Origin of the sequence: Trichlorobacter lovleyi (genome assembly GCF_015239775.1) — a bacterium.
In the GTDB taxonomy this organism is placed as follows: Bacteria; Desulfobacterota; Desulfuromonadia; order Geobacterales; family Pseudopelobacteraceae; genus Trichlorobacter; species Trichlorobacter lovleyi_B.
Window position 1 is genome coordinate 1,428,578 of record NZ_CP058409.1, and the last position, 22,844, is coordinate 1,451,421.

At 57.4% G+C, this 22,844-nt stretch carries 21 protein-coding genes; 18 read left to right on the top strand and 3 right to left on the bottom strand.

Going from position 1 to position 22,844, the window contains the following annotated elements; all coding sequences use genetic code 11:
- Nucleotides 1-804: a Stp1/IreP family PP2C-type Ser/Thr phosphatase gene (locus FY034_RS06555; protein WP_265554589.1), complete on the top strand. Its 804-nt coding sequence runs from the start codon at nt 1-3 to the stop codon at nt 802-804.
- Here the strand turns inward: FY034_RS06555 and FY034_RS06560 are convergent.
- Nucleotides 791-1,834: an FHA domain-containing protein gene (locus FY034_RS06560; RefSeq protein ID WP_265554590.1), complete on the bottom strand. Its 1,044-nt coding sequence runs from the start codon at nt 1,832-1,834 to the stop codon at nt 791-793. The genes FY034_RS06555 and FY034_RS06560 overlap by 14 nt on opposite strands.
- A gap of 226 nt (nt 1,835-2,060) precedes the next feature.
- Between FY034_RS06560 and aroC the strand changes: the two genes are divergently transcribed.
- The 13 genes from aroC to FY034_RS06625 all read left to right on the top strand — a co-directional run bounded on the left by aroC (nt 2,061) and on the right by FY034_RS06625 (nt 14,967).
- A complete protein-coding gene (aroC, locus tag FY034_RS06565; RefSeq protein ID WP_322573241.1) occupies nt 2,061-3,242 on the top strand; it encodes a chorismate synthase in 1,182 nt (393 codons plus the stop codon).
- On the top strand, nt 3,242-3,769 hold the full coding sequence (locus tag FY034_RS06570) for a shikimate kinase (protein ID WP_265554592.1): 528 nt from the start codon (nt 3,242-3,244) through the stop codon (nt 3,767-3,769). The genes aroC and FY034_RS06570 overlap by 1 nt, the downstream gene beginning before the upstream one ends.
- The gene (aroB, locus tag FY034_RS06575; protein ID WP_265554593.1) at nt 3,766-4,845 is read left to right on the top strand and encodes a 3-dehydroquinate synthase; all 1,080 of its coding nucleotides are present in this window, start codon (nt 3,766-3,768) and stop codon (nt 4,843-4,845) included. Before FY034_RS06570 ends, aroB begins: the two co-directional genes overlap by 4 nt.
- A gap of 8 nt (nt 4,846-4,853) precedes the next feature.
- On the top strand, nt 4,854-5,828 hold the full coding sequence (locus FY034_RS06580) for a tetratricopeptide repeat protein (protein ID WP_265554595.1): 975 nt from the start codon (nt 4,854-4,856) through the stop codon (nt 5,826-5,828).
- A complete protein-coding gene (locus FY034_RS06585; RefSeq protein ID WP_012469652.1) occupies nt 5,819-6,181 on the top strand; it encodes a roadblock/LC7 domain-containing protein in 363 nt (120 codons plus the stop codon). The genes FY034_RS06580 and FY034_RS06585 overlap by 10 nt, the downstream gene beginning before the upstream one ends.
- A 2-nt stretch (nt 6,182-6,183) precedes the next feature.
- Nucleotides 6,184-6,618 carry a type II 3-dehydroquinate dehydratase gene (gene aroQ, locus FY034_RS06590; RefSeq protein ID WP_265554596.1) on the top strand — a complete coding sequence of 145 codons (435 nt, stop codon included), beginning with the start codon at nt 6,184-6,186 and terminating at the stop codon, nt 6,616-6,618.
- A gap of 63 nt (nt 6,619-6,681) precedes the next feature.
- Nucleotides 6,682-7,749 carry a M24 family metallopeptidase gene (locus FY034_RS06595; RefSeq protein ID WP_265554597.1) on the top strand — a complete coding sequence of 356 codons (1,068 nt, stop codon included), beginning with the start codon at nt 6,682-6,684 and terminating at the stop codon, nt 7,747-7,749.
- A 40-nt stretch (nt 7,750-7,789) separates the two neighbouring features.
- Entirely contained in the window at nt 7,790-8,263 is a 474-nt protein-coding gene (gene accB / locus FY034_RS06600) for an acetyl-CoA carboxylase biotin carboxyl carrier protein (protein WP_265554599.1), read from the top strand.
- A 9-nt stretch (nt 8,264-8,272) separates the two neighbouring features.
- A complete protein-coding gene (gene accC / locus FY034_RS06605; protein WP_265554601.1) occupies nt 8,273-9,613 on the top strand; it encodes an acetyl-CoA carboxylase biotin carboxylase subunit in 1,341 nt (446 codons plus the stop codon).
- Between the two features lie 3 nt (nt 9,614-9,616).
- Nucleotides 9,617-10,006: a glycine cleavage system protein GcvH gene (gcvH, locus tag FY034_RS06610; protein ID WP_265554602.1), complete on the top strand. Its 390-nt coding sequence runs from the start codon at nt 9,617-9,619 to the stop codon at nt 10,004-10,006.
- 220 nt (nt 10,007-10,226) lie between these two features.
- A complete protein-coding gene (locus tag FY034_RS06615; protein WP_265554603.1) occupies nt 10,227-11,726 on the top strand; it encodes a TolC family protein in 1,500 nt (499 codons plus the stop codon).
- On the top strand, nt 11,726-12,553 hold the full coding sequence (locus FY034_RS06620; RefSeq protein WP_265554604.1) for a menaquinone biosynthesis protein: 828 nt from the start codon (nt 11,726-11,728) through the stop codon (nt 12,551-12,553). The genes FY034_RS06615 and FY034_RS06620 overlap by 1 nt, the downstream gene beginning before the upstream one ends.
- Nucleotides 12,550-14,967: a putative bifunctional diguanylate cyclase/phosphodiesterase gene (locus FY034_RS06625; protein ID WP_265554606.1), complete on the top strand. Its 2,418-nt coding sequence runs from the start codon at nt 12,550-12,552 to the stop codon at nt 14,965-14,967. Before FY034_RS06620 ends, FY034_RS06625 begins: the two co-directional genes overlap by 4 nt.
- Here the strand turns inward: FY034_RS06625 and FY034_RS06630 are convergent.
- Both FY034_RS06630 and FY034_RS06635 read right to left on the bottom strand, forming a co-directional pair.
- Nucleotides 14,913-15,386 carry an NUDIX hydrolase gene (locus FY034_RS06630; protein WP_265554607.1) on the bottom strand — a complete coding sequence of 158 codons (474 nt, stop codon included), beginning with the start codon at nt 15,384-15,386 and terminating at the stop codon, nt 14,913-14,915. The genes FY034_RS06625 and FY034_RS06630 overlap by 55 nt on opposite strands.
- A 72-nt stretch (nt 15,387-15,458) precedes the next feature.
- Entirely contained in the window at nt 15,459-15,749 is a 291-nt protein-coding gene (locus FY034_RS06635; protein WP_012469662.1) for a PxxKW family cysteine-rich protein, read from the bottom strand.
- 208 nt (nt 15,750-15,957) lie between these two features.
- Between FY034_RS06635 and FY034_RS06640 the strand changes: the two genes are divergently transcribed.
- The 4 genes from FY034_RS06640 to FY034_RS06655 all read left to right on the top strand — a co-directional run bounded on the left by FY034_RS06640 (nt 15,958) and on the right by FY034_RS06655 (nt 22,839).
- Nucleotides 15,958-17,376: a phosphoglucomutase/phosphomannomutase family protein gene (locus FY034_RS06640; protein ID WP_265554608.1), complete on the top strand. Its 1,419-nt coding sequence runs from the start codon at nt 15,958-15,960 to the stop codon at nt 17,374-17,376.
- Nucleotides 17,377-17,402: 26 nt separating this feature from the next.
- Nucleotides 17,403-18,269, top strand: a complete 867-nt coding sequence (nifU, locus tag FY034_RS06645; RefSeq protein ID WP_265554610.1) for a Fe-S cluster assembly protein NifU — start codon at nt 17,403-17,405, stop codon at nt 18,267-18,269.
- Nucleotides 18,266-19,432 (top strand): cysteine desulfurase NifS, encoded by a 1,167-nt coding sequence (nifS, locus tag FY034_RS06650; RefSeq protein ID WP_265554612.1) that lies wholly within the window; start codon nt 18,266-18,268, stop codon nt 19,430-19,432. Before nifU ends, nifS begins: the two co-directional genes overlap by 4 nt.
- A gap of 140 nt (nt 19,433-19,572) precedes the next feature.
- Nucleotides 19,573-22,839: a caspase family protein gene (locus FY034_RS06655; RefSeq protein ID WP_265554614.1), complete on the top strand. Its 3,267-nt coding sequence runs from the start codon at nt 19,573-19,575 to the stop codon at nt 22,837-22,839.
- Nucleotides 22,840-22,844: the final 5 nt, after the last annotated feature.

The following is a 22,844-nucleotide window of genomic DNA, read 5'->3' on the forward strand; positions in this document are numbered from 1 at the left end:
ATGGAACTAACCGCCTTTGGACAGACCGACGTGGGTCAGGTGCGCCCCCATAACGAAGACTCGATCCTGTTGGAGCCTTCCCTGCAGCTGTATGCCGTGGCCGACGGCATGGGGGGACACAAGGGGGGCGAATTTGCCAGCCGGATCTGCCTGGACACCCTGCGGGACTACCTGCAGATGGCAGCCAGGGGGCATGCGCCGTTGGTGGGTGAGGCGGATACCGCCCATTCAGAGGCAGCCAACCTGCTGGGCTCTGCGGTCCGTTTTGCCAACCGGGCGGTATTTGAGGCGGCGTTTTCCAAGCCGGAGTGGCGCGGCATGGGCACGACCATCGTGGCCCTGACCGTTGCAGACAACAGGGTGGCGATCGCCCATGTGGGGGACAGCCGGGCCTATCTCCTGCGTCAGGGCGTATTCCGGCAGCTGACCGAGGACCATTCCTGGATCGAAGAGCAGGTGCGGGCCGGACTGATGAGCCGTGATGAGGCGCTGTTTGCCAAGGGGCGCAACGTCCTGACACGGGCCATCGGGCAGGAGGAAACGGTGCAGGTGGATCTGGATGAACTGGAGCTGCAGGCGGGAGACGCCCTGCTACTCTGCTCCGATGGTCTGTTCGGCATGGTGGCGGATGAGGAGATTGCTGCGTTGATCGGGGTGGCCAGGAACCCTGAGGAGGCCTGCCGGGAGCTGGTGGCCTGTGCCAATGGCCGTGGCGGACGTGACAATATCTCGGTCATCCTGCTGACTGCCGGAGAGGAAAAGGGGCTGCTGGCCGGGATGAAACGCCTGTTTACGAAAGGTTGAGAGAACTTACCAGCAGTACGGTCTGACCGATGCCGATCCGGTCCCCCTGCTTCAGCTCCCGCTGGGTAATCGGTTCGTTGTTGAGGGTGGTGCCGTTGGTGCTGTGCAGGTCGATCAGCAGCAGTTTGCCGTTGATGATCTGGATGGCAGCGTGGCGTTTGGAGACCATCGGGTCGTTGATGATGATGTCGGCATCTTTTCTGCCCAGCACGCAGGGGAGTGAACCGCCCAGTTCACTGCCTGCCTGGGTTCCTTCAAGCACCTTCAGCCGCAGCTGGTCATGGTGCTGAACGGTCAGCTTGCCGGGGGCGATGGTCTGTTCGGTATCTTCGACTGCAGCAAACAAGCGTACCAGCCCCTCCAGCGAGATATTGGAAGAGTCTTTGGACTGCATGGTGTTAAGGGTCTGGTAGATGGCGGCGTTGACCGGAACGGTTGTTTCCTGATAGGCGTACAGCAACATCTGCTCATCCACTGACAGGCCGTCCTGGCCCTGTGTCAGTCCGTCCGACCAGTAGGCAGCGGTCTTGCTGCCATCCAGGAAGAAGAAAAAATTGCAGCAGCCTTCCTTTTCCAGAATCACCAGGGCATCAGCAGCATTAGCCTGGATCTGGCGTACCATCCCCTCCAGATTGATCAGGTTGACCGGCCCCTTGGCCGCCGGCTCATCCTGAATAAAGACCAACAGGCACTTCAGCAGCACCGGATCGGTTTCGTGCAGGGAGATGGTCCCGCTACCATCATGGAGAGTGGCTATCTGGGCACAGAAATTGGTGATGGTCAGCGGGGTCGTTTTTTCGCCAACGGCAAGTCCGGCCGAGTAAGGTGCGCCCTGGAAGATGAACAGCAGGAAAAGACGGTCATTGCTGGTAATGGCAAGGTAGCCGGTGAACGAGGAACCTGACAGACCTTTCAACTGCTCAACCATGGTTTCACGGCTGTAGGTTGTTGTTGTCGCTTGAATCGTTCCTATGGGCAGGGTCAGGGCTGTCATGTCCGGAACTATACGGTGGGGTTGTCCTGCTGTCAAGTGAGCCCCTTTCAAAATTGCTGCTGAGGCCGTCTACGGTGTTGTGCGCTACTTACTCCTTTGTCTGGCTGCGTACGCCAGGTCTCAGCCGCTGCGTGACCTGGGCCCGGTATCCGGGCTTCCTTGTAACATTTTGAACGAGGCTCACGCCGCAGGGGGTTTTGCTTGCCCTTGACCGGCTGGAATGGTAATCTTCCGCGCATTATCTCACAGTAGGAGACGGCTTATTATGCGCTACATTACCGCTGGCGAGTCCCACGGACCCCAGTTGACTGCCATTATTGAAGGTCTGCCCGCCGGTCTGGAGATCTCTCCGGAGATGCTTGATCTGCAGCTTGCCCGCCGTCAGCAGGGCTATGGCCGGGGTGACCGGATGAAGATTGAGCGGGACCGGGCCGATATCCTGTCCGGTGTCCGTTGGGGCAAGACTCTGGGCTCCCCCGTGACGCTGGTGGTCAAGAACCGGGATTGGGAAAACTGGCTGGAGAAGATGTCACCCCTGGCCGAGCATGAAGGTCAGGCTGAGGCGGTGACCCGTCCCCGCCCGGGGCATGCCGACCTGTGCGGTGCCATGAAGTACGGCCACCGTGATGTGCGTAATATTCTGGAACGCTCCAGTGCCCGTGAGACCGCCGTGCGGGTGGCGGTAGGTGCGGTGGCCCGTGGGCTGCTGCATGCCCTGGATATCCGGATTGGCGGTGTGGTGGTGGAGGTTGGCGGTGTGGCGGCGAAGCCTTCTGCGGAACCGTATCCGCAACAGTGGGCTCAGGCCGCTGCTTCAGAAATGTTCTGCTGTGATCCGGCTGCCGAGCTGGATATGAAACGGCTGATCGATCACACCAAATCAATTGGTGATACCCTGGGTGGTGTGGTTGAAGTCCAGGTGCTGGGGCTGCCCCCCGGCCTGGGGAGCCATGTGCAGTGGGATCGCAAGCTGGATGCCCGTCTGGCCATGGCACTGATGAGTATCCAGGCCATCAAAGGGGTGGAGATCGGTCTGGGGTTTGAGGCTGCCCGCCGTCCCGGTTCCAAGGTGCATGACGAGATCACCTGGAATCCGGCCCGGCTGCAGCAGGGTGAGTTGACCCCGTACCAGCGCCCCAGCAACCATGCCGGCGGTCTGGAAGGTGGTATGACCAATGGTGAACCGCTGGTGGTGCGGGCTGCCATGAAGCCGATTCCAACCCTGTACACACCGTTGCAGTCAGTGGATATTGCCACCCATGAACCGTATGAGGCGTCGGTGGAGCGCTCCGATACCTGCGCCGTACCCGCCGCCCTGGTGGTGGCCGAGGCGGTGGTGGCGATTGAGCTGGCCCAGGCCCTGCTGGAGAAGTTCGGTGGCGATTCGCTGGACGAGATCCGTCGTAACCGTGACAGCTATCTGGCTGGTCTGCGGAATTTCTGATGCCTGAGTCGATCATCCTGACCGGCCCGATGGGGAGCGGCAAGACCAGTGTGGGGCAGTTGCTGGCTGCGCGGCTGGGCTACCGGTTTCAGGATCTTGATGCCCTGCTGGTTGAGCAGGCAGGCAAGAGCATCAATCAGATCTTTGCTGAGGAGGGCGAGGCTGCCTTCCGGGAGCGTGAGACCGCGCTGCTTGCAACGCTGGTCGGCCAACACGGCATCATACTTTCAACCGGTGGCGGTGTGGTGATCCGCGAGGCTAACCGCAGGCTGTTGCATGCCGGCGGTCTGGTGGTAAACCTGACCGCAACGGTGCCGGTGCTGGCCGGGCGTTTGGCCCGGGCTGACGACCGGCCTCTGCTGAAGGGTGACGAGGCGCTTGAGGCACGGATTGAGCGGATTATGACGGAACGTGAGCCGTTTTATGCCGATGCCGACATAAGAATTGACACCACCGGGAAAACATTGGAAGATGTTGCCGCTGAAATCCTTGCATTTTACGCTGAAAAGCGTTCAGGAGTATTGTGAAAACCATCACGATCCAGCTTGATTCACATTCCTACGATATCGGCATCGGCGAAGAGCTGCTGGCCGGTATCGGTGCTGCCTGCAAGGCCGTGGGACTGGCAGGGGCTGCTGCCGTGGTTACCAATCCAACGGTTGCCCCGTTGTATGCCGGGGTGGTTACCGGTTCGCTGCAGCAGGCCGGTTTTACCCCGGTGGTGATAGAGATCCCTGACGGTGAAGAGTTCAAGACCGGCGCAACCCTCAACAGTGTCTATGACCGGCTGCTTGAGGCAGGTCTGGATCGCCGTTCCTTTATTGTTGCCCTTGGTGGCGGGGTTGTCGGTGATCTGGCCGGGTTTGCAGCGGCCACCTTTCTGCGCGGCATCCCGTTTGTGCAGGTGCCTACCACGTTGCTGGCCCAGGTGGACAGCAGTGTTGGCGGCAAGACCGGGATTGACCATCCTCTGGGCAAGAACCTGATCGGCGCCTTTTATCAGCCCCACCTGGTTCTGTCCGATGTCAGCACCCTGAAGACCCTTTCTGAGCGTCATTACCGGGCCGGACTGGCCGAAGTGATCAAATACGGTGCCGTGCTTGACGCTGAACTGTTTGCCCTGCTGGAGGCAAAGGTGGATGGCCTGCTGAAGCGCGATCCTCAGCTCCTGGGGCGGGTGATTGCCCGCTGCTGCGAAATCAAGGCCTGGGTGGTTGAACAGGATGAGCGCGAAGGCGGTCTGCGGGCCGTGCTGAATTACGGCCATACCCTGGGACATGCCTTTGAAACCCTGTCCGGCTACCGCGATCTGGTGCATGGCGAAGCGGTTGCCATCGGTATGGTACAGGCGGCACAGCTGTCACAGCGTGAAGGCTACTGCAGCGTCGGTGATGTCGAGCGGATTACCACACTGATACAGCAGGTCGGCTTGCCGACAGATGCCCCGACCGTGGCCACAGAAGATCTGATTACATCCCTTGCCAAAGATAAGAAGAACCGTTCCGGTACCCTGCAGTATGTCTGCAATCGCGGTATCGGCTCCTATGTATTCCATCAGTTTACCCCGGCCCAGCTGGCCGAAGCCTGTTGCTCAGGGAGGTAAAGGCGCCTATGCAGTCGTCAACGGAGTCCTTCTGGAGTGAGATCAAGAGGTATGAGGAGCGCTTGAAGAGCGATCCGGCCTCTTACTGTTTTGCCCCCCTTGCCGAGGTGTATCTGCGGGCCGGTCTGCTGGATGATGCCCTGGCGGTTTCACGGGCCGGTGTTGCCAGATATCCAGGTTACGTGGCCGGCCAGATGGCGCTGGCGCGGGCCTGCCATCAGAAAGGGCTGATCGATGAATGCCGCCGCGCCCTTGAGGCGGTCGCATCTGCGGTGCCGGATCATGCCGAAGCACAGCGTCTGCTGGCGCGGCTCTATGCCGAATCGGGCCAGACACAGGCAGCATGTCAGGCGCTTCAAACCCTGCTCGATTTCTGTCCGGGGGAAGAAACGGCACGTATTGAGCTGGAATCATTGCAGCGCCGGTTGACTGAGCTGCCCCATGATGATGAGCTTGAGCTGATTGAATTGACTGAGGCGGATATCCTTGAGGAACTGGAGGAGGCCGGTCAGCCGGTTACCCCGGTTGTTCCGGCAATGCCGGCTGCTGCTGCTGTTGTGGAAAACCCCTGGTCAGGTGTTTCTGATGCACTTCAGCCGACGTCGGAGCTGGAGGCGGTCTGGGCACTGCCTGAACAGAAACTTGCTGCAGCGGTTGCACCACCTGCTGAGCAGGACCCGCTGACCACAGCGACTCTGGCAGAACTGTACGTTTCGCAGGGATTTACTGACAAGGCCGTTGAGATCTATCGCAGGATTGTTGCCACCGATCCCGGGAACCAGGAGGCAGCCGACCGGCTTGCGGAGTTGGAACGTGCGGAGGCAGCAACTGAAACAGAAGCCGGCCAGGCTGCCGTTGTGGCTGCCGATCTGGCTTCGGCGCCGGTGAACCTGCCGTCAGAGGGCGCTGCTGATCAACAGGCCGTAGTGACAGTTCTGGAAGGATGGCTTGAGAACATCCGGAGGTTACGGGTATGTCGTTAAGAGAACAGTTGACCTCAATGCTGGAGCAGGTTGAAGGTGCCTTCGCCGTGATGCTGATGGGGTACGACTGCATTGCCATCGATGAGGTGCAGCAGGGAGCAGCCGGCTTTGATGTCCAGACCATGGCGGTTGAGTATGGCACGGTCATCAAGGAGATCCGTCGCACCATTGAGGTGGTGGGGGCAGGGGAGATGGAGGAGATCACCATCACCACCGCCAATTCGCGCATGATCATCCGGGTGTTGAATGACGAGTTTTTTGCCGCCTTTGTGCTGTCCAAGGAAGGAAATTTGGGCAAGGCACGCTATCTGTTGCGCGCCAAGGCACTGGAACTGGTTGAGGCGGTGGGTTAGTCATGCGGATTCTGGTGGTGCACGGTCCGAACCTGAACCTGCTGGGTAAACGGGAGCCTGAAATATACGGTACCCTTTCCCTTGACGATATCAACGGGGCGCTGGAGGCGCTGGGGGCTGAATTTGAATCGGACCTCGGCTTTTTTCAGTCAAACAGCGAGGGTGCCCTGGTGGATGCGATTCAGCAGGCACCGGAAAAGTATGACGGCATTCTGATCAACCCGGCTGCCTACACCCATACCAGTGTTGCCTTGCGCGACGCCCTGGCGGCAATCGGACTTCCCTTTGTGGAGGTCCACCTTTCCAATATCCACCGCAGGGAAGAGTTTCGCCACCATAGTTTTCTGGCACCCCTTGCCCTGGGTCAGATCTGCGGTTTTGGCCTGGACAGTTATCTGCTTGGACTGCGCGCGCTTTTTAATCATATTAAAAATTAGTCTAGGAAGCTCTTGGAAACTTGCCAACTTCGTGAGAATTCGGTTGAGGGGTCGCTTTCAGTTATGCTAAAAAGCAGACGCCAAAGGCTGATGCCGTTCTTTGAAACCCATGATCTTGACCTGCTGCTGATTGAACACCCGGTCAACCTGCGCTACCTGTCCGGCTTCAGCGGCTCTGAAGGTGCGTTGCTTCTTTCGCCGGAGGGGGGCTGGTTTCTGTGTGATTCCCGTTACACCGTGCAGGCAGCCCAGGAGGTCGCCGGTCTGCAGGTGATTGAACAGGCCCAGCGCCAGGAGGGGATTGCTGATCTGGTACGTCAGAGCGGGGGATGCCGGCTTGGCTTTGAGGCCGCCCACACCACGGTTTCCAACCACCAGGGGCTGGCAGCGCGATTGCCGGGCGTGACCCTGGTAGGGCTTGGCCAGGAGCTTGATGCGGTACGTACCTGCAAGGATGCCAGTGAGCTGAGGTTGCTGGAGCAGGTTGCCGGTCTTGCTTCCGCTTCGCTTGAGTCAGTGTTGCCGCTGTTACAGCCAGGTATCCGGGAAGACGAGTTTGCCCTGCAGCTTGAGTTCGAGATGCGTCGTCGGGGGGCAGATGGCCGCGGTTTCGATTTTATCGTGGCTTCCGGTGTGCGGGGGGCGATGCCCCATGGCCGGGCCTCGGACAAGACCATTCAGGCCGGTGAACTGGTCACCATCGATTTCGGAGCTGTGCAAAACGGCTACCATTCGGATGAGACGGTGACGGTAGCCGTTGGTTCGATTGGTGAACGGCAGCAACGGATCTATCAGACCGTCCTGGAGGCCCATGACCGTGCCATTGCCGCGGTTAAACCGGGAATCAGCTGCCGTGAGCTTGATGCGCAGGCTCGTGACCATATCAAGGCAGCGGGGTTTGGCGATTATTTCGGTCATGGACTGGGACATGGTGTCGGGCTTGACGTCCATGAAAAACCGGTTGTTTCACCGCGCAGTGAGGCTGTTATCGAGGAAGGAATGGTCATTACCATTGAACCGGGTATCTACGTCCCCGGTTTGGGGGGCGTACGGATTGAAGACACGGTGGCGGTCACGGCAGATGGCTGCCGCCTGCTGACCAAGGTGTCAAAACAGCTTGTCATTGTGTAGAACTCATTTTATTGCAGATACCAAGAGAAGGAGAATAGACATGGAAGTGAAAGACCTGAAGCAGTTGATAAAGATGATCACCGAGACCGACATTACTGAATTTGAGATGGACAACGCTGAAGAGAAGATCGTGATCAAACGCGGCCAGCGGACCGAGATCGTACAGATGGCTGCTGCCCCCGCCTATATGCCTGCCCCTGCAGCCGTGGCTGCTCCGGCTCCTGCTGTTGCGGCAGGTGCTGCTCCTGCTGCTGCGCCGGCTGCAGAGCTGGCTGGAGAGACCATCAACTCACCGATAGTTGGTACCTTCTACCGTGCCGCCTCTCCTGAGGCAGCACCGTTTGTTGAAGCGGGACAGGTTGTCGAGAAGGGACACGTGCTCTGTCTGGTTGAGGCGATGAAGCTGTTCAACGAGATCGAGGCTGAGTTCAAGTGCAAAATCGTCAAGGTCTGTGTTGAAAATGCCCAGCCGGTTGAGTTCGGTCAGCCCCTCTTTGTTATTGAAAAGATCTAGGAGTAGGTAATGTTCCATAAAATACTCATCGCCAATCGCGGCGAGATCGCCATTCGGGTTATCCGGGCCTGTAAGGAACTGGGGATCAAGACGGTAGCGGTCTATTCCACTGCCGATGCTGATTCGCTGCATGTCAAGCTGGCCGATGAATCGGTCTGTATCGGTCCGGCCCCCAGCAGCCAGAGCTACCTGAATATCAATGCCATCATCAGTGCTGCTGAACTGACCGATGCCGAGGCAATTCACCCCGGCTACGGTTTTCTGTCTGAAAACGCCAAGTTCGCCGAGATCTGCGAGCAGTGTGGCATTACCTTTATCGGCCCCTCCGCTGAGAGTATGCGGGTCATGGGTGATAAAATCTCGGCCCGTCAGGCGGTGATCGAGCATGGTGTACCGATCCTGCCCGGCACCAAGGAGAACGTGAAGACGGTTGACGAGGCGGTCAAAATCGCCAAGCAGATCGGCTTCCCGGTCATCATCAAGGCCACTGCCGGTGGCGGCGGGCGGGGCATGAAGATTGTCCATTCCCAGGCCACCCTTGCCAACGCCTACGCTACGGCCAAGGCGGAGGCTCAGGCAGGTTTCGGCAACCCTGATGTCTATATTGAAAAATACTGTGTTGAGCCGCGCCATGTCGAGATACAGGTGCTGGCTGACAAACACGGCAACTGCATTCATCTGGGGGAGCGGGATTGCTCCATCCAGCGCCGCCACCAGAAGATCATTGAAGAGGCCCCCTGTCCGGTCCTGACTCCCGAAACCCGCAAGGCGATGGGGGATGCAGCGATCAAGGCTGCCAAGGCGGTCAATTACTCCAGTGTCGGTACGGTTGAGTTCCTGCTGGACAAGAGCGGCGAGTTCTATTTCATGGAGATGAATACCCGGATTCAGGTGGAACATCCGGTCACCGAGATGATCACCGGAGTTGACCTGATTCGTGAGCAGATCCGTTCTGCTGCCGGTCTGCCGCTGCGTTACACACAGGAGGATATCAAGATCACCGGTCACGCCATTGAGTGCCGGATCAACGCTGAAGATCCGTTCAAGTTCACTCCCTGCCCCGGTAAGATCACCGCCTACCATCAGCCCGGCGGCCTTGGCGTGCGGGTGGACTCATTTGTGTATGACCAGTATAACGTGGTGCCCCACTACGACTCAATGATCGGCAAGCTGATTGTGCATGCCGAGACACGCGAAGATGCGATCCGCCGTATGGCCCGTGCCCTGGACGAGTATATTATTGAAGGGATCAAGACCACGATCTTCTTCCATAAACGGATCATGACCAACAAGGATTTTATTGAGGGTAATGTTGATACGTCATTCCTTGACAGGATTGTGCTGGAGTAGGGTATGGAATTTCCGGAAGAGCTGAAATATTCCAAGGAACATGTCTGGCTGAGAATCGAAGGAAACCGGGCCGTGGTGGGGATCACCGACTTTGCCCAGGAAGAGCTGGGTACCATTGCCGCAGTAGAGCTGCCGGACGAAGGTGATCAGGTGGAGCAGGAGGACTCGATGGGTTCCGTTGAGGCCCGCAAGACCGTGGCAGAACTGTATGCTCCTGTGACCGGAACGGTGCTGGCGGTGAACGAGGAGGCCGTGGACACCCCCGCACTGCTGAATGATGATCCCTATGACGGCGGCTGGCTGCTTGAGTTGGAGCTGGAGGACCGGGATGAGCTGAAGACCCTGATGTCGGCTGATGATTACGCTGATTATGTCGAAGACAAGGATGTGTAAAACAGCCTTCAGGTGTGCTATAAGGAGGGCGGGATGCATATCCCGCCTTTTTGCGTTTTATTCCGATTCCACTACAAGGCCCTATCTTCGCTGCTTCGTCTTTGGCCCCTCAACGCACCGGGTGTGCGACTGCGTCGCCAAGCTGCTTGCCGCCTTGCTATCGCCCTTGAATTGGAGTTGGCATGACAGGGCGACAAGCTGCGTGGTGTGGGGTGCGGTTGTGAAGAACCTTCTGGTCGTAGTGCTGGTGTTGGGTTTTGGTGCGGTGACTGAACTGCGGGCTGAACCGGTTCGGTTGACCATGGCTGATGCTGTAAAAATGGCTGTTGAGAAAAATCTTGATCTGCGGGTGGAGTTATACAACCCTGCCCAGCAGGAGGCAGAATATCAGAAAAGCCGCGGGATCTACAATCCGGCCCTTACCCTGCAGACCAGCTACAACGACACTACATCCTACTCTGCCAGCCTGCCTGCAGGCAGATACTGGAACCGGAGTACCCAGCTGAATGGCGGTATCAGCCAGCTGCTACCCAGTGGAGCCACTGCCGCACTGGGGTTCAACAACAATTATCTCTCCTCTGATGTAACCTCGGCCTCAAGCGGATTGTCCTCCTACTGGCAATCAAGTCTTGGGCTGACCCTGAACCAACCCTTGCTGAAGAACTTTGGCCGTGAACCCACTGAACTGACCATTGATACTGCCCGCCTGACGAAAGATGCCTCTCTGGAAAAGCTGAATACCAAGCTGATCAGTGTGGTGGCCCAGGTGCGGACCGAGTACTATAAGCTCTACAGCCTACGGGAGGAGCTGGCTGTCAGGAAGGTCTCCCTTGATCTGGCCCGCCGTATTTTGAGTGAAACCCAGGCCAGGGTTAAGGCCGGTGTCATGCCTGCCATGGAAATCCTGAATGCTGAGTTTGGTGTGGCCAGCCGTGAAAAGGAGCTGATTGACGCTGAGCGGGCAGTGCAGGACCAGGTCGATGTGCTGGTGCAGCTGCTGCAGCTTCAACCGGCCCAGGGGCAAGGGGTTGAAACCGTTGAGGTGCCCTCAAAGGGGCGTTATGAGGTGTCTGAACAGGCTGAGATCAAACGTGCCCTGAACAACCGGCCGGAGCTGAAAGAGCTGAAGCGTAATCTGGAACTGCTTGAGCTGCAAACCAGGGTGTCCGGCAACCGGACCCGTCCTGACCTGTTACTCTCTGCCTCTGCTGCAACAGCCGGTCTTGGTGCCACCTATCCGCGGGATCTTGACCGTCTCTCTTCCGGTACCTATCCCGCCTGGGGGGTCGGTCTGGCCTTCAGCTACCCTTTGGGCAATCAGGCTGCAGAGAATGAATACCGCAAGAACCGTTTGAAGCTTGATCAGTCTGCCCTGCAGATCAGAAACCAGGAAGAGCTGATTGCCAATGAGGTCCGCTCGGCAGTACGGGCGATTGAGGCGAACTACAAACAGCTTGATGTGGCAGACCGGGGACGGGCTTTTGCCGAAGAGCGGTTACGGGCCTTTGTACGCAAGGCTGAGGTCGGGCTTGCCACCAACAAGGATGTGCTTGATGTGGAAAATGACCTGGCTACTGCCAAAAATAACCAGATCAAGGCTCAGGTTGCCTATGCCAATGCCATCACCCAGCTCTGGAAGGCAACCGGCGAGATCCTTGCCAAAGAACAGGTCAGGGTGCTAACCCTTGAACCGGACTCACTTTACAAGAGCGTGAACTGATGTTGAAAATCGGACGGATAGACTATGCCAACTGCACGCCGCTTTTTATGCAATTGGAAGATAAACTGCCGGGTGAGACCACGGCTATTGTACATGGTGTGCCGGCAACGCTGAATGCCAGGCTGGCAGAGGGAGAGATTGATATCTGTATCTCTTCGTCAATTGAGTTTTCCCGCCATGCAGATGACTATGCCATCTTACCGGGGCATTGTATCGGTTCCGTTGGTCCGGTGAAAAGCGTGCTGCTGTTTACCAGCCGCCCGGTGGAGGAGTTGGCTGGAGAGCAACTGCTGGTGACCAGTGAATCGGCAACGTCAGTTGTCCTGTTGCAGATATTGCTGGCAAAGCGCTGGGGGGTGACCGGCTGTTCCTTGCAAACCACCTCCCTGCCGTGGCAGGAAGCGTTGCAGCAGTCTCCGGGGCTGCTGCTGATCGGCGACCGCGCTTTGCAGGCGGCATCTGACAGAGCCGCTGTCCACTGTTATGACCTGGGACAGGAGTGGAATACCTTGACCGGCCTGCCTTTTGTCTTTGCCCTCTGGTTAATCAACCGGACTTCAGCCAAGGGAAAGGAACGTGCGCTAACTCACTTCAGCCAGCTGCTGGAGCAGGCCCGTGAGCGGATTGAGCCGGACGCCGAGCTGCTGGCTGCACGGGCGCCGGAGTCCGCCTGGGTCGGCGTGGAGGCGCTGGCAGACTACTGGCGTCATGCGATTACCTATCAGCTTGATGCGGCACACCTGGCTGGGCTCGAACGTTTTTACGCCTATGCGGCTGAACTTGGACTGATCCCTGCCGCCCCCCAACCGGTATTCTACCCTTTATGACCTCCTTGCCCTCTCAGGATCAATCTGCTCAGTCCAGCCCGGCCTGGTTTGATTCGCTGTCACAGCTGATCCAGCCGGATGGCCGGAACCGCTCTATCGGAGAGCGGCTGGCGGAGCAGTGTGTCCGGGTATCCTTGATGGTCAAACTGCGCTGGGCCATGCTGGCGGCATTATTCTGTTACGTGCTGCTGGCAGAACTGTTCCTGGCGCCGGACATTGACCTGCCGATCTTCCATCTTGAACAATGGAGCGTTTCTCTCAAGGCCACGGCAATCTTCTTTGCCGTGGCCTTTCCTATGGTGTCGCTCCCCTGCAGTGTCTGGAGAAACTGCCGCCTGGTGATCTATCTGCAGGTGCTGCTTGATCTCTTGTTTGTGACTGCAGCAATACACTGGAGCGGCGGTGTTGTCAGCTGGCTTTGGCCGGCTTACCTGCTGGTCTCGCTGGAATCGGCCTTCCTGTTTGAAAAGAAGCGCGAGGTCTGGGGCATCGGTCTGATCGGCGCAGTGCTTTACGGGGTACTGCTCGCGGCTGAACAGCTCGATTTTATCGCAACGGTCAGGATGCCGTTTATGGAGGAGGAAAGCCCCAGTATCCTGTTTGAACTGTTGATGTGGCTCTGGGTTGCCGGGGTTAACACGGTGGTTTCATTCTTTGGCGCCTTCCTGATGGGTAAGATCCGCTCGGACCATCAGAAGGTCAAACAAAGTGAAGAGGCCTTGACCGGCTTTATTGCCACGGCCCACGATCTGATTTTCTGCAGCCGCCAGGATGGAACCCTGTTGTATCTGAATCAGGTCGGGCAGGATATGATCGGCCCGTTAGAGACGCTACCCGACGGTGTCAACCTGTTCAGTCTGACTGATGAGGAGGGTAAGGGGTTGCTGGCGCGCCAGTTTGAGAAAGTGACACGGCGGATAGATGCCGGTCACTTCGAGATGCGCCTGCTTTCTCCGGTCGCCGGCAGGGCCCTGGATCTGGAGGTGAGTCTCTCCATCTGCTGCAGTGAGGTGCCGGACCAGGTCATCTGGGGGGTCTGTCACGATATTACGGAACGGAATCTGGCCCAGCGTGAACTGATCAAGCTGGCCCACCATGACGTGCTGACCGGTCTGCCCAACCGGATACTGCTGCATGATCGACTGCAGCAGGCCCGCGCCCTTGCCCATCGGATGAACTCCCGCTTTGCCTTGTTGTTTCTGGATATGGATCGTTTCAAGATTATCAATGATACGTTGGGACATGCGGTGGGGGATGATCTGCTGAGGATGATCGCCCAACGCCTGAAGCTCTGCTACCGTGAGACCGATACCATTGCCCGGATCGGTGGTGATGAGTTCGTTGTGCTGATGCTGAATGTGGCTGATCGATCCGATATTGTCGCCATGAATGACAAGCTGCTTCAGGAGCTTGCCCAGCCGTTTATGATCCGCAGCCATGAGTTGTTTGTGACCACCAGCGGCGGTGTCTGTGTCTATCCCGATGATGAGGACGATGTCGAGATCATGATGCAGAAGGCGGATATCGCCATGTATCATGCCAAGGCACTGGGGCGGAACAATGTCCAGTTCTACAATGACGGCATGGATCAGAACGCCTCCCGTCGTTTTACCATTGCCAACTCCATGCGGCGCGGACTGGACCGCGGAGAGTTCCGGCTTTATTACCAGCCCAAGCTGGATGTCTCAAGCGACTGTATTGTTGCCACCGAGGCACTGGTGCGCTGGCAGCATCCGGAGCTTGGCCTGCTGTCACCAACCGAGTTTATCCAGCTGGCCGAGGAGAGCGGTCTGATTGTCGAGCTCGGTGAATGGGTGTTGCGGGAGGCCTGTCGCCAGAATATGCTCTGGCGCCAGGAGGGGATACATGGCCTGCGGGTGGCGGTCAATCTCTCCGGCTACCAGTTGCAGCACAGCCGTTTGGTGGAAACGGTCCGTGGAATTCTTGATGAGACAGGCATGCCGGGTGAGCTGCTTGAGTTTGAGATTACCGAGAGTGTGATCATGCAAAACCCTGATTATGCGGTGGAGGTACTGAATGAGATCACCGGACTCGGTATCCATATCTCGATTGATGATTTCGGGACCGGCTATTCATCCCTTGCGCACCTGAAACGCTTTAGTGTCAATACCCTGAAAATAGACAAGTCATTTGTGCGGGATGTCGAGAACAACACCACCGATGCCGCAATTGCCTCTGCCATTATTGCCATGGGGAGCAGTCTGAATCTGAAGGTGATTGCCGAAGGGGTTGAGACGGAACAGCAGATGGATTTCTTGCGGGATAACAACTGCGACCAGGTACAGGGTTTTCTGATCAGCCGTCCGCTTCCTGCTGACCAGGCCCTGAAGGTGTTACGTCAAAAATGTATCGGCGGGCTGCTGCAAGGGCACGAAGCCCTGAAGGAACGGTAATCAGCCAATATTCCGGCATGGTCAAAGCAAAGCGGGGAGGGTAACTCGTCAGGCGAAAACAGGGCCAGCTCTGCAGCATCGTCAGCAGCCTGGGGGGTCCCGGTTGCCTGCGCGATGAAGACGGTTGTGATGGTATGCATCCGCTCATCCCGCGCCGGATCGGAGTAACAGCCGAGCAGACGCAGGTTCTGGATTGCCAGTCCCGTCTCCTCCTGAGCCTCCCTGATGGCTGCGGCCTCAAGAGACTCCCCGTAGTCGACGAATCCACCCGGCAAGGCCCAGCCATGGGGTGGATTTTTACGTTTGATCAGGACGATTGAGTTGTCCAGTTCAATAATAATATCCACCGTGGGAAACGGGTTGCGGTATTGTCTGACCGCTGCCCCGCAGGATGGGCAGGTGAGACTGGTGAAGGACATGGTTGTCTCCGGGAGTATGTACAAAAAAAGGGAAGCGCTGAGCTTCCCTTTTTAGTGCCTGTATGGATGAAGTTACTTCTTCTTGCCGCCAGAGGCCTTCTTGGAGGCTTTGAGCGGGTTGACCTTGAGGTCTTCCACCTTGATTTCAACCTTGACGTGGGTAGCGAAGTTGCAGATGCCGTTGGCCCACTTCTTGGCAGGCGCCGGATATGCGCCACAAACCTGGCCGATGCTGCCATCAACAATACGTTCACATCCTTCACAATTTTCTACTACGGTCTGGCAGGAACCATCAGGGAATACACATCCGCTCTTTGCCATGAAGGTACACTCGGTACCGGGAAGCACGGTTTGACACTGCATACTTCATCCTCCTCAAAGTGATTCAGCTCAACTGGAATTAAACTGTAGCAATTATGAAAAGAAAAAGTCAATACCAAAAACTGCACCAACTGTCTATAAAAATATATCGGGCAGCAGTTGTGGGGTGCCGTTTGACTTGACGCTGATCCTGCACTATAGTAGCCTAACAAGATAAAAGCTGTCTTATTTTCTCATGCAGGGAGGGATCATGGCTCACATCGCGTTCGGCACTTCCGGGTGGCGGGGAATCTTGTGCGAAGATTTTACCTTTGAGAATGTCAAGATTGTAACCCAGGCCATTGCCGACTACCTGAAGGACTCTGGTGAAGCCGGTAACGGTGTGATTGTCGGTTGTGATACCCGTTTCATGGGGAAGAGATTCACGGAGGAAGCTGCTGCAGTGCTGGCAGGTGCAGGGATCAAGGCGCTGCTGTGCAGCCGGGATGTCCCAACACCGGTGATTGCCTTTGAAATTCTGCGTCGTGGCGCTGCCGGCGGAATCAACTTTACGGCCAGCCACAATCCTCCTGAATATAATGGCATTAAATTCTCTCCGTCCTGGGGCGGACCGGCCTTGCCGGAGACCACCAAGCAGATTGAACGCCGTGCCAATGAGATGATGGGAGATTTCTGCTACAGTGAACTCTCTCTTGAAGAGGCCAAACGGCGTGGCCTGCTGGAGGTGATTGATCCCCATAGTGCCTATCTGTCCGCCCTGGAACAGAAGGTCGATTTTGATGCCCTCAAGACCATCGGCAAGTTGGGATTGAACCCGCTCTATGGTACGGCCCGCGGCTATCTGGACGCACCGCTCAAGAGTCTCGGTATCCCTTACGCCATTATCAACGACCATCTTGATCCGTACTTTGGCGGGCAACCGCCGGAGCCGTCCGAGGCGCATATTCCGGACTTTATCGCGCTGGTGAAGAATGATCCCACCATCCGTCTGGGACTGGCCACTGACGGGGATGCTGATCGTTTCGGCATTCTGGATGCCGACGGTACCTATATTGAACCCAACTATATTATTGCCCTGCTGCTGGATTATCTGATCCGTGTCCGCAAGCTTTCCGGCGGTGTGGCTCGCAGTGTGGCAACTTCTCATTTTGTTGATGCCGTGGCAAAAAAACATGGTGTGCCTGTTTATGAGACACCGGTCGGCTTTAAATATATCGGCGAATTGATTGCCCAGGACAAGATCGTGATTGGTGGTGAAGAAAGTGCCGGACTCACCATAAAAGGCCATGTGCCTGAGAAGGATGGTATCCTGGCCTGCTTTCTGGTGGCTGAAATGGTGGCCCGCGAGGGCAAGACGGTACGGGAATTGCTTGAGCGGATGTATGCTGAGGTTGGCAGGTTTGTTACCCGCCGTGATAACCTGAAGCTCTCCCCGGAACTGGAAGCCGCCTATCCCGCCAAGGTGGCGGCAGTACCCAAAGAGATTGCCGGCTCTGCAGTAGCAGAGGTAAGTACCCTTGATGGGGTCAAGCTGATCCTGTCGGACGGTTCCTGGATGCTGTTCCGTAAATCCGGCACTGAACCGGTGGTTCGCCTCTACGGCGAGGCCTCTTCCGAGGCGCGCCTGGCCGAGGTCATGGCGGCAGGCAAGGCATTTATTCTGAACTAAAAACTGAAACTGGAGGAACATGACAGATGTGGGATTACACACCAAAAGTAAAAGATCATTTTCTCAACCCCCGCAATGTGGGCGATATAGCTGATGCTGATGCTGTGGGTGAAGTAGGCAGTCTGGCCTGTGGTGATGCCCTGAAGCTGTATCTGAAACTGGATGAGAACAAGGAAAAGATTGTTGATGCAAAATTCCAGACCTTTGGCTGCGCCAGTGCCATTGCTTCTTCCTCGGCCCTGACCGAGATGGTGAAAGGCAAGACCCTTGATGAGGCGTTAGCGGTCAGCAATCAGGATATTGCCGAATTTTTGGGCGGGCTGCCGGAAGAGAAGATGCATTGCTCCGTGATGGGGCAGGAAGCGCTTGAGGTTGCCATCTTCAAATACCGCGGCCTTGAAGTGCCTGATCATGATGCCGAGCATGACCACGGCCATGCCTATCCCGACTACGAGGGAACACTGGTCTGCAAATGCTTCGGTATCACCGATGCCTTCCTGAAGAAGGTGATTGCCGACAACCATCTGACCACCTCGGAACAGGTCACCAACTTCACGAAGGCCGGCGGGGCCTGCGGTAGCTGTATCCCCAAGATCAAGGAACTGATTGCCGAGGTGCTGGGGCAGGCCAAGGAGGCCGCTGCCAAGCCCAAGCTCTCCAATCTGAAGAAGATGCAACTGGTGCAGGAAGTGCTGGAGCGGGATATCCGCCCCATGCTGCGGGCCGACGGCGGTGACCTCGAGCTGATTGATATTGATGGCGACCATGTCCAGATCGCCTTCCGCAAGGCCTGTGCCGGTTGTGCCTCCTCAGGCAATACCGCCAAGTTTGTGGAAATGAAACTGCGGGAGCTGGTGTATGAAGGGCTACACGTGCAGGAGGTCTCGGCATGAAAGAGATCTATCTGGACAATAACGCCACCACCAAGGTGGATGAAGCGGTCTTTGAGGAGATGAAACCGTATTTCTGCGAGCTGTATGGTAACCCAAGCTCCATGCACTACTTCGGTGGACAGGTGCAGAGCAAGGTGACCGAGGCTCGTAAACGGGTGGCTGACCTGTTGGGGGCCTCGCCGGGGGAGATCATCTTTACCGCCTGCGGCACCGAGAGTGATAATACCGCGATCCGTTCTGCCCTTGAGGTGCTGCCGGACCGTCGTCATATCATCACCAGCCGGGTTGAACATCCGGCTGTGCTGACCCAATGCCGCAACCTGACTGCCAAAGGCTACCGGGTTACCGAGATCGGGGTGGACGGCGCAGGTCGTCTGGACATGGATGAATACAGGAAGGCGATTGACGACGATACCGCGATTGTCTCCTTTATGTGGGCCAACAATGAGACCGGTGTCATCTTTCCGGTTGAAGAGGCGGCTGCCATTGCCAAGAAAAACGGCGCCCAGTTTCACACCGATGCAGTCCAGGCAGTGGGTAAGATCCCGATCAACATGGCTGACTCAAAGATCGACATGCTCTCCCTGTCCGGACACAAACTGCATGCTCCCAAGGGGATCGGTGCGCTGTATGTCCGTAAAGGCACACCGTTTCGTCCGTTGATGGTTGGCGGCCACCAGGAAAAGAGCCGCCGTGCCGGTACCGAGAATGCCGCTGCCATCATTGCGCTGGGCAAGGCCTGCCAGCTGGCCGGCGAGTTTATGGAGGCGGAGAACACGACGGTCAAGGCCAAGTGTGAACGCCTGGAGAACGCGCTGATGGCTGCCATTCCCCATGCCCGTATTAACGGCGGCGGTGCAGAGCGTCTACCGAATACCACGTCGATCGCCTTTGAATTTGTGGAAGGTGAGGCGATCCTGCTGCTCCTGTCAGAGCTGGGGGTTTGTGCCTCTTCCGGCAGCGCCTGTACCTCCGGTTCTCTGGAACCGTCCCACGTGCTGCGCGCCATGGGCGTGCCGTTCACCTGCGCCCACGGCTCGATCCGTTTCTCGCTTTCACGCTACACCACCGATGCCGAGATTGATGCTGTTATTAAAGAGATGCCTCCGATCATTGCCCGCCTGCGGCAGATGTCTCCCTTTGGACGGGAGTTTCTCAAGTAGGCCGCCTGTTGGCAGATTGCGATCGGATCATGAAAAAGCGGAGCCCTGTGCTCCGCTTTTTCATTTCTGGCTGCTGCAATCACTGCCGAAGCTGGTATACTGTCTGCCAGTTAGTATGAGACCGCTACCGGGGAGATCAGATGAACCGCCTGCTTATTCTGCTGATATGCCTCTGTTTTGCACTGCCCTGGATGCCGGTCCATGCAGGACAGCCTCCGCTTACGCCAACCATCAGGATTCAAACTGATCTGCACAGCGCCAAGATTATGGATGTATCTGCCAGTGGTGATGGCGCCCTACTGGCCACCGCCTCGGCTGATAAGACGGTAAAACTCTGGGAAACTGCCAGCGGCAGGCTGCTCAGGACCATCAGACCGCCGATTGCAGCAGGGAGCGAGGGAATGCTGCATGCCGTCGCCCTTAGCCCCGATGGCAGGCTGGTCGCAGCTGCCGGCTGGACCGGGGTAAGTTGGGACGGCAGTTACTCGGTCTATCTGTTTGACACGTCCAATGGCGAGATGCGTCAGCGGCTAACCGGGTTTCCCAAACCGCTCAAGCGGCTTGCGTTCTCGCCGGACGGCAAGAACCTGGCAGTCGGTCTGCACAGCTCCGGGGGGGTCTATCTGGTCAGGGTCTCAGACGGTAAACGGCTGATGTTTGATGCATCCCTTAACGGCACCTGTTTCGGTCTGTTATTTGACCAGAAGGGGGGATTGCTGGCCGGTAGTGACCAGGGGCAGCTCCGGCGCTATACTCCTGACGGAGGGCGGGTGTATGCCGTGCAGACTGAGGAACGGACTAAATTACTCTCCATGGCCCTTTCACCTGACAACAGCTATCTGGCCTTGGTTTACGGCGATGGTCATCAAGTTGAACTGCGTACAGCGGCAGACGGCAGGTTTGAGAGCGTACTGCAACGTCCCGGTGGACGTTTCTTCAGTGTGGCCTGGTCCCGTGACGGCAAACAGATTCTGGCTGCCGGAAACCTCAAGTCCGAGGATGGGCGCAAGCTGCTGGTAAGCTGGTCCAGTGAACAGCGCCGTCCTCAGGAACTGGTGCTGCTGCCGAGCAAGAGCGGCATTACCCAGCTCCTTCCGTTGCAGGATGGAGCACTGGCCGTTGTCTCCCGCTTGACCGGCTTCGGGCTGCTGACGCCTGAGGGCAGCACCACGGTTCTGCCTGCAACAGGGGTGGGGCGGGGGAAGAAACCGGGGTTGCGTAACCTTGCCATGCTGGAACGCCAGCCGGCGTATTTTCATCTTCTGGCAACTGCGGACTTTCAGAAGAACCATGACCTGTTCCGGATTTCGGCCGATGCGGCTTCCGTGTTGTTCAGCTACGAGCGGAACGGTCAGGCGCCAGCCAGGTTTGACCTGAAAAAGCGGCGTCTGGTGACGGTACATCCTTCGATGGAGAACCTGCTGCCCCACCGCTTTACCGCAGAAGGGCTTGATGTCCAGCACTGGCAGGGAGGGGCTCAGCCGCTGCTGAATCGCGTCCCTCTGGCTGGATTTATCCCTCTGGAACGGAGCCAGAGTCTGGCAATCCGTCATGACGAGAAAGGGTTTGTCCTGGGTACCAGTCACTTCATCCGCGCCTATTCCGCCAAGGGGGCACTCCTTTGGAAGAGCAGGACGCCGTTTACGGCCTGGGATGTTGCCTTGTCGGCCGATGACAGTACGTTAGTCGCGGCGCTGGATGATGGCAGTATCCGTTGGTTTCGCATGCTGGACGGCAAAGAACGTTTTGCCCTTTTTCCGCACCCGGACAGGAAACGCTGGATTATCTGGACCCTGGACGGTTTTTTTGATCATGGCGGCGGTTCGGAGAACTTGATCGGTTTCCAGATGAACCGCGGTGCTGAGCAGGCTGCAGTCATGGTTGGTGCAGAGCGTATGTTTGATCTGCTGTATCGGCCTGATCTGCTGGACAGGGCCATTGCCGGTGAAGACCTTAACCCGTACCTGCAACGCTTGCAGATACGGGCCGACGGCCGGATGGCCCTGGCTGTGCCTGACAGTCACCTGGTGCCGGCCGCGGCCCTGAAAAAACAGACAGATCAGGGAACGCGGACCGGGGGACAGCAGGACGCTCAGGAACGGCAAGTCAGGCCGGCCCAGGAACAGGCGGCTGCAGAGCAGAAGGGGCTCTTGGCTGCTGAAACGGTGCGTGCCGGCATGCACCAGGGGGATGCCGGGCGACTGCCGCATCAACCGGCAGAGCCGGTTGATGAAGCGGAGCAGGAAACTGAGCTGCCGCCGACTGTGGAGGCCGAACCGCAGCAGGCTGAACCGAAGACGGCGCTGGCCAGTCTGGTCACGGCGGCAACAATGCCGCCCAAGGTAAGGTTTTTAACGTCCTCAGGCGTAACCGGTCTGCGTGACATGCGGTTGCAGGCAGAGCTGTGTGATGCCGGTGGTGGTCTTGGTGATGTAACCCTTTATCTCAACAAGATGCCGATCGTCTTTGAACAGTCGAACCGGGGGCTGGTTGCGCTTGCGAAAGACAGGAAAGGTGACTGCATCAGCTTTGAGCGGGTCGTTACCCTGGCTGCCGGTGAGAACCAGATTGAGCTGATGGCGTTCAACCGGGCCAACAGCATTGAGTCTGAACGCAGCCGGATTGTCGTGCGCTATAATGCTCCGGAACCGGCCAAGCCGCGGCTGCATCTGCTGACCATTGCGGTGAACAGCTATCAGGAAAGGACACTGGGGCTTAAGTACTCGGTCAATGATGCGGATAACGTGGCAAAACTGGTTGCCGAAAAGGCCCAAAAACTCTTTGCCGGAGTTGCTGTCTATCGCCTCTCTGACCAGCAGGTGACCAGACAGGGCTTGGAGCAGGTCTTTGCAGAGATCAGCGCCAAGGTAGAGCGGGGAGATGTGTTTGTGCTCTTTCTGGCTGGTCATGGCCTGACTGATGAGCTTGACGGCATGTACTATTTTCTTCCGGCAGATTTCCGTCTCAATAATGGAGCGTCTCTTGCCCGCCAAGGGATATCAATGCATGATTTCAAGCAGTACATCAGTTCGATCAAGGCCACGAGGAGTCTGTTCCTGATCGATACCTGCAGCAGCGGGGCATTCAGCGAAGGGATGGCGGGGCAGACCAGCGCTGAACACGCTGCCCTGAACAAGTTGGCTCGCAGTGTTGGCAGGGCGACCTTGGCTGCAAGTTCCCGCGATCAGGTCGCCCTGGAAGGACATCAGGGGCATGGTGTCTTCAGTTTTATCCTGCTGCAGGGGCTGCAGGGGGCTGCCGCCAACAGGTCCGGGCGTATTACCATCACCAATCTGGCCCTGTTCGTGGAAGAAACCCTACCGGAGCTAACCATGAAAAAGTGGGGGTATGAACAGATACCGCAAAAGGCTCTGATCGGTTTAGACTTTCCAATCGGGATAAAGTGAGGCGT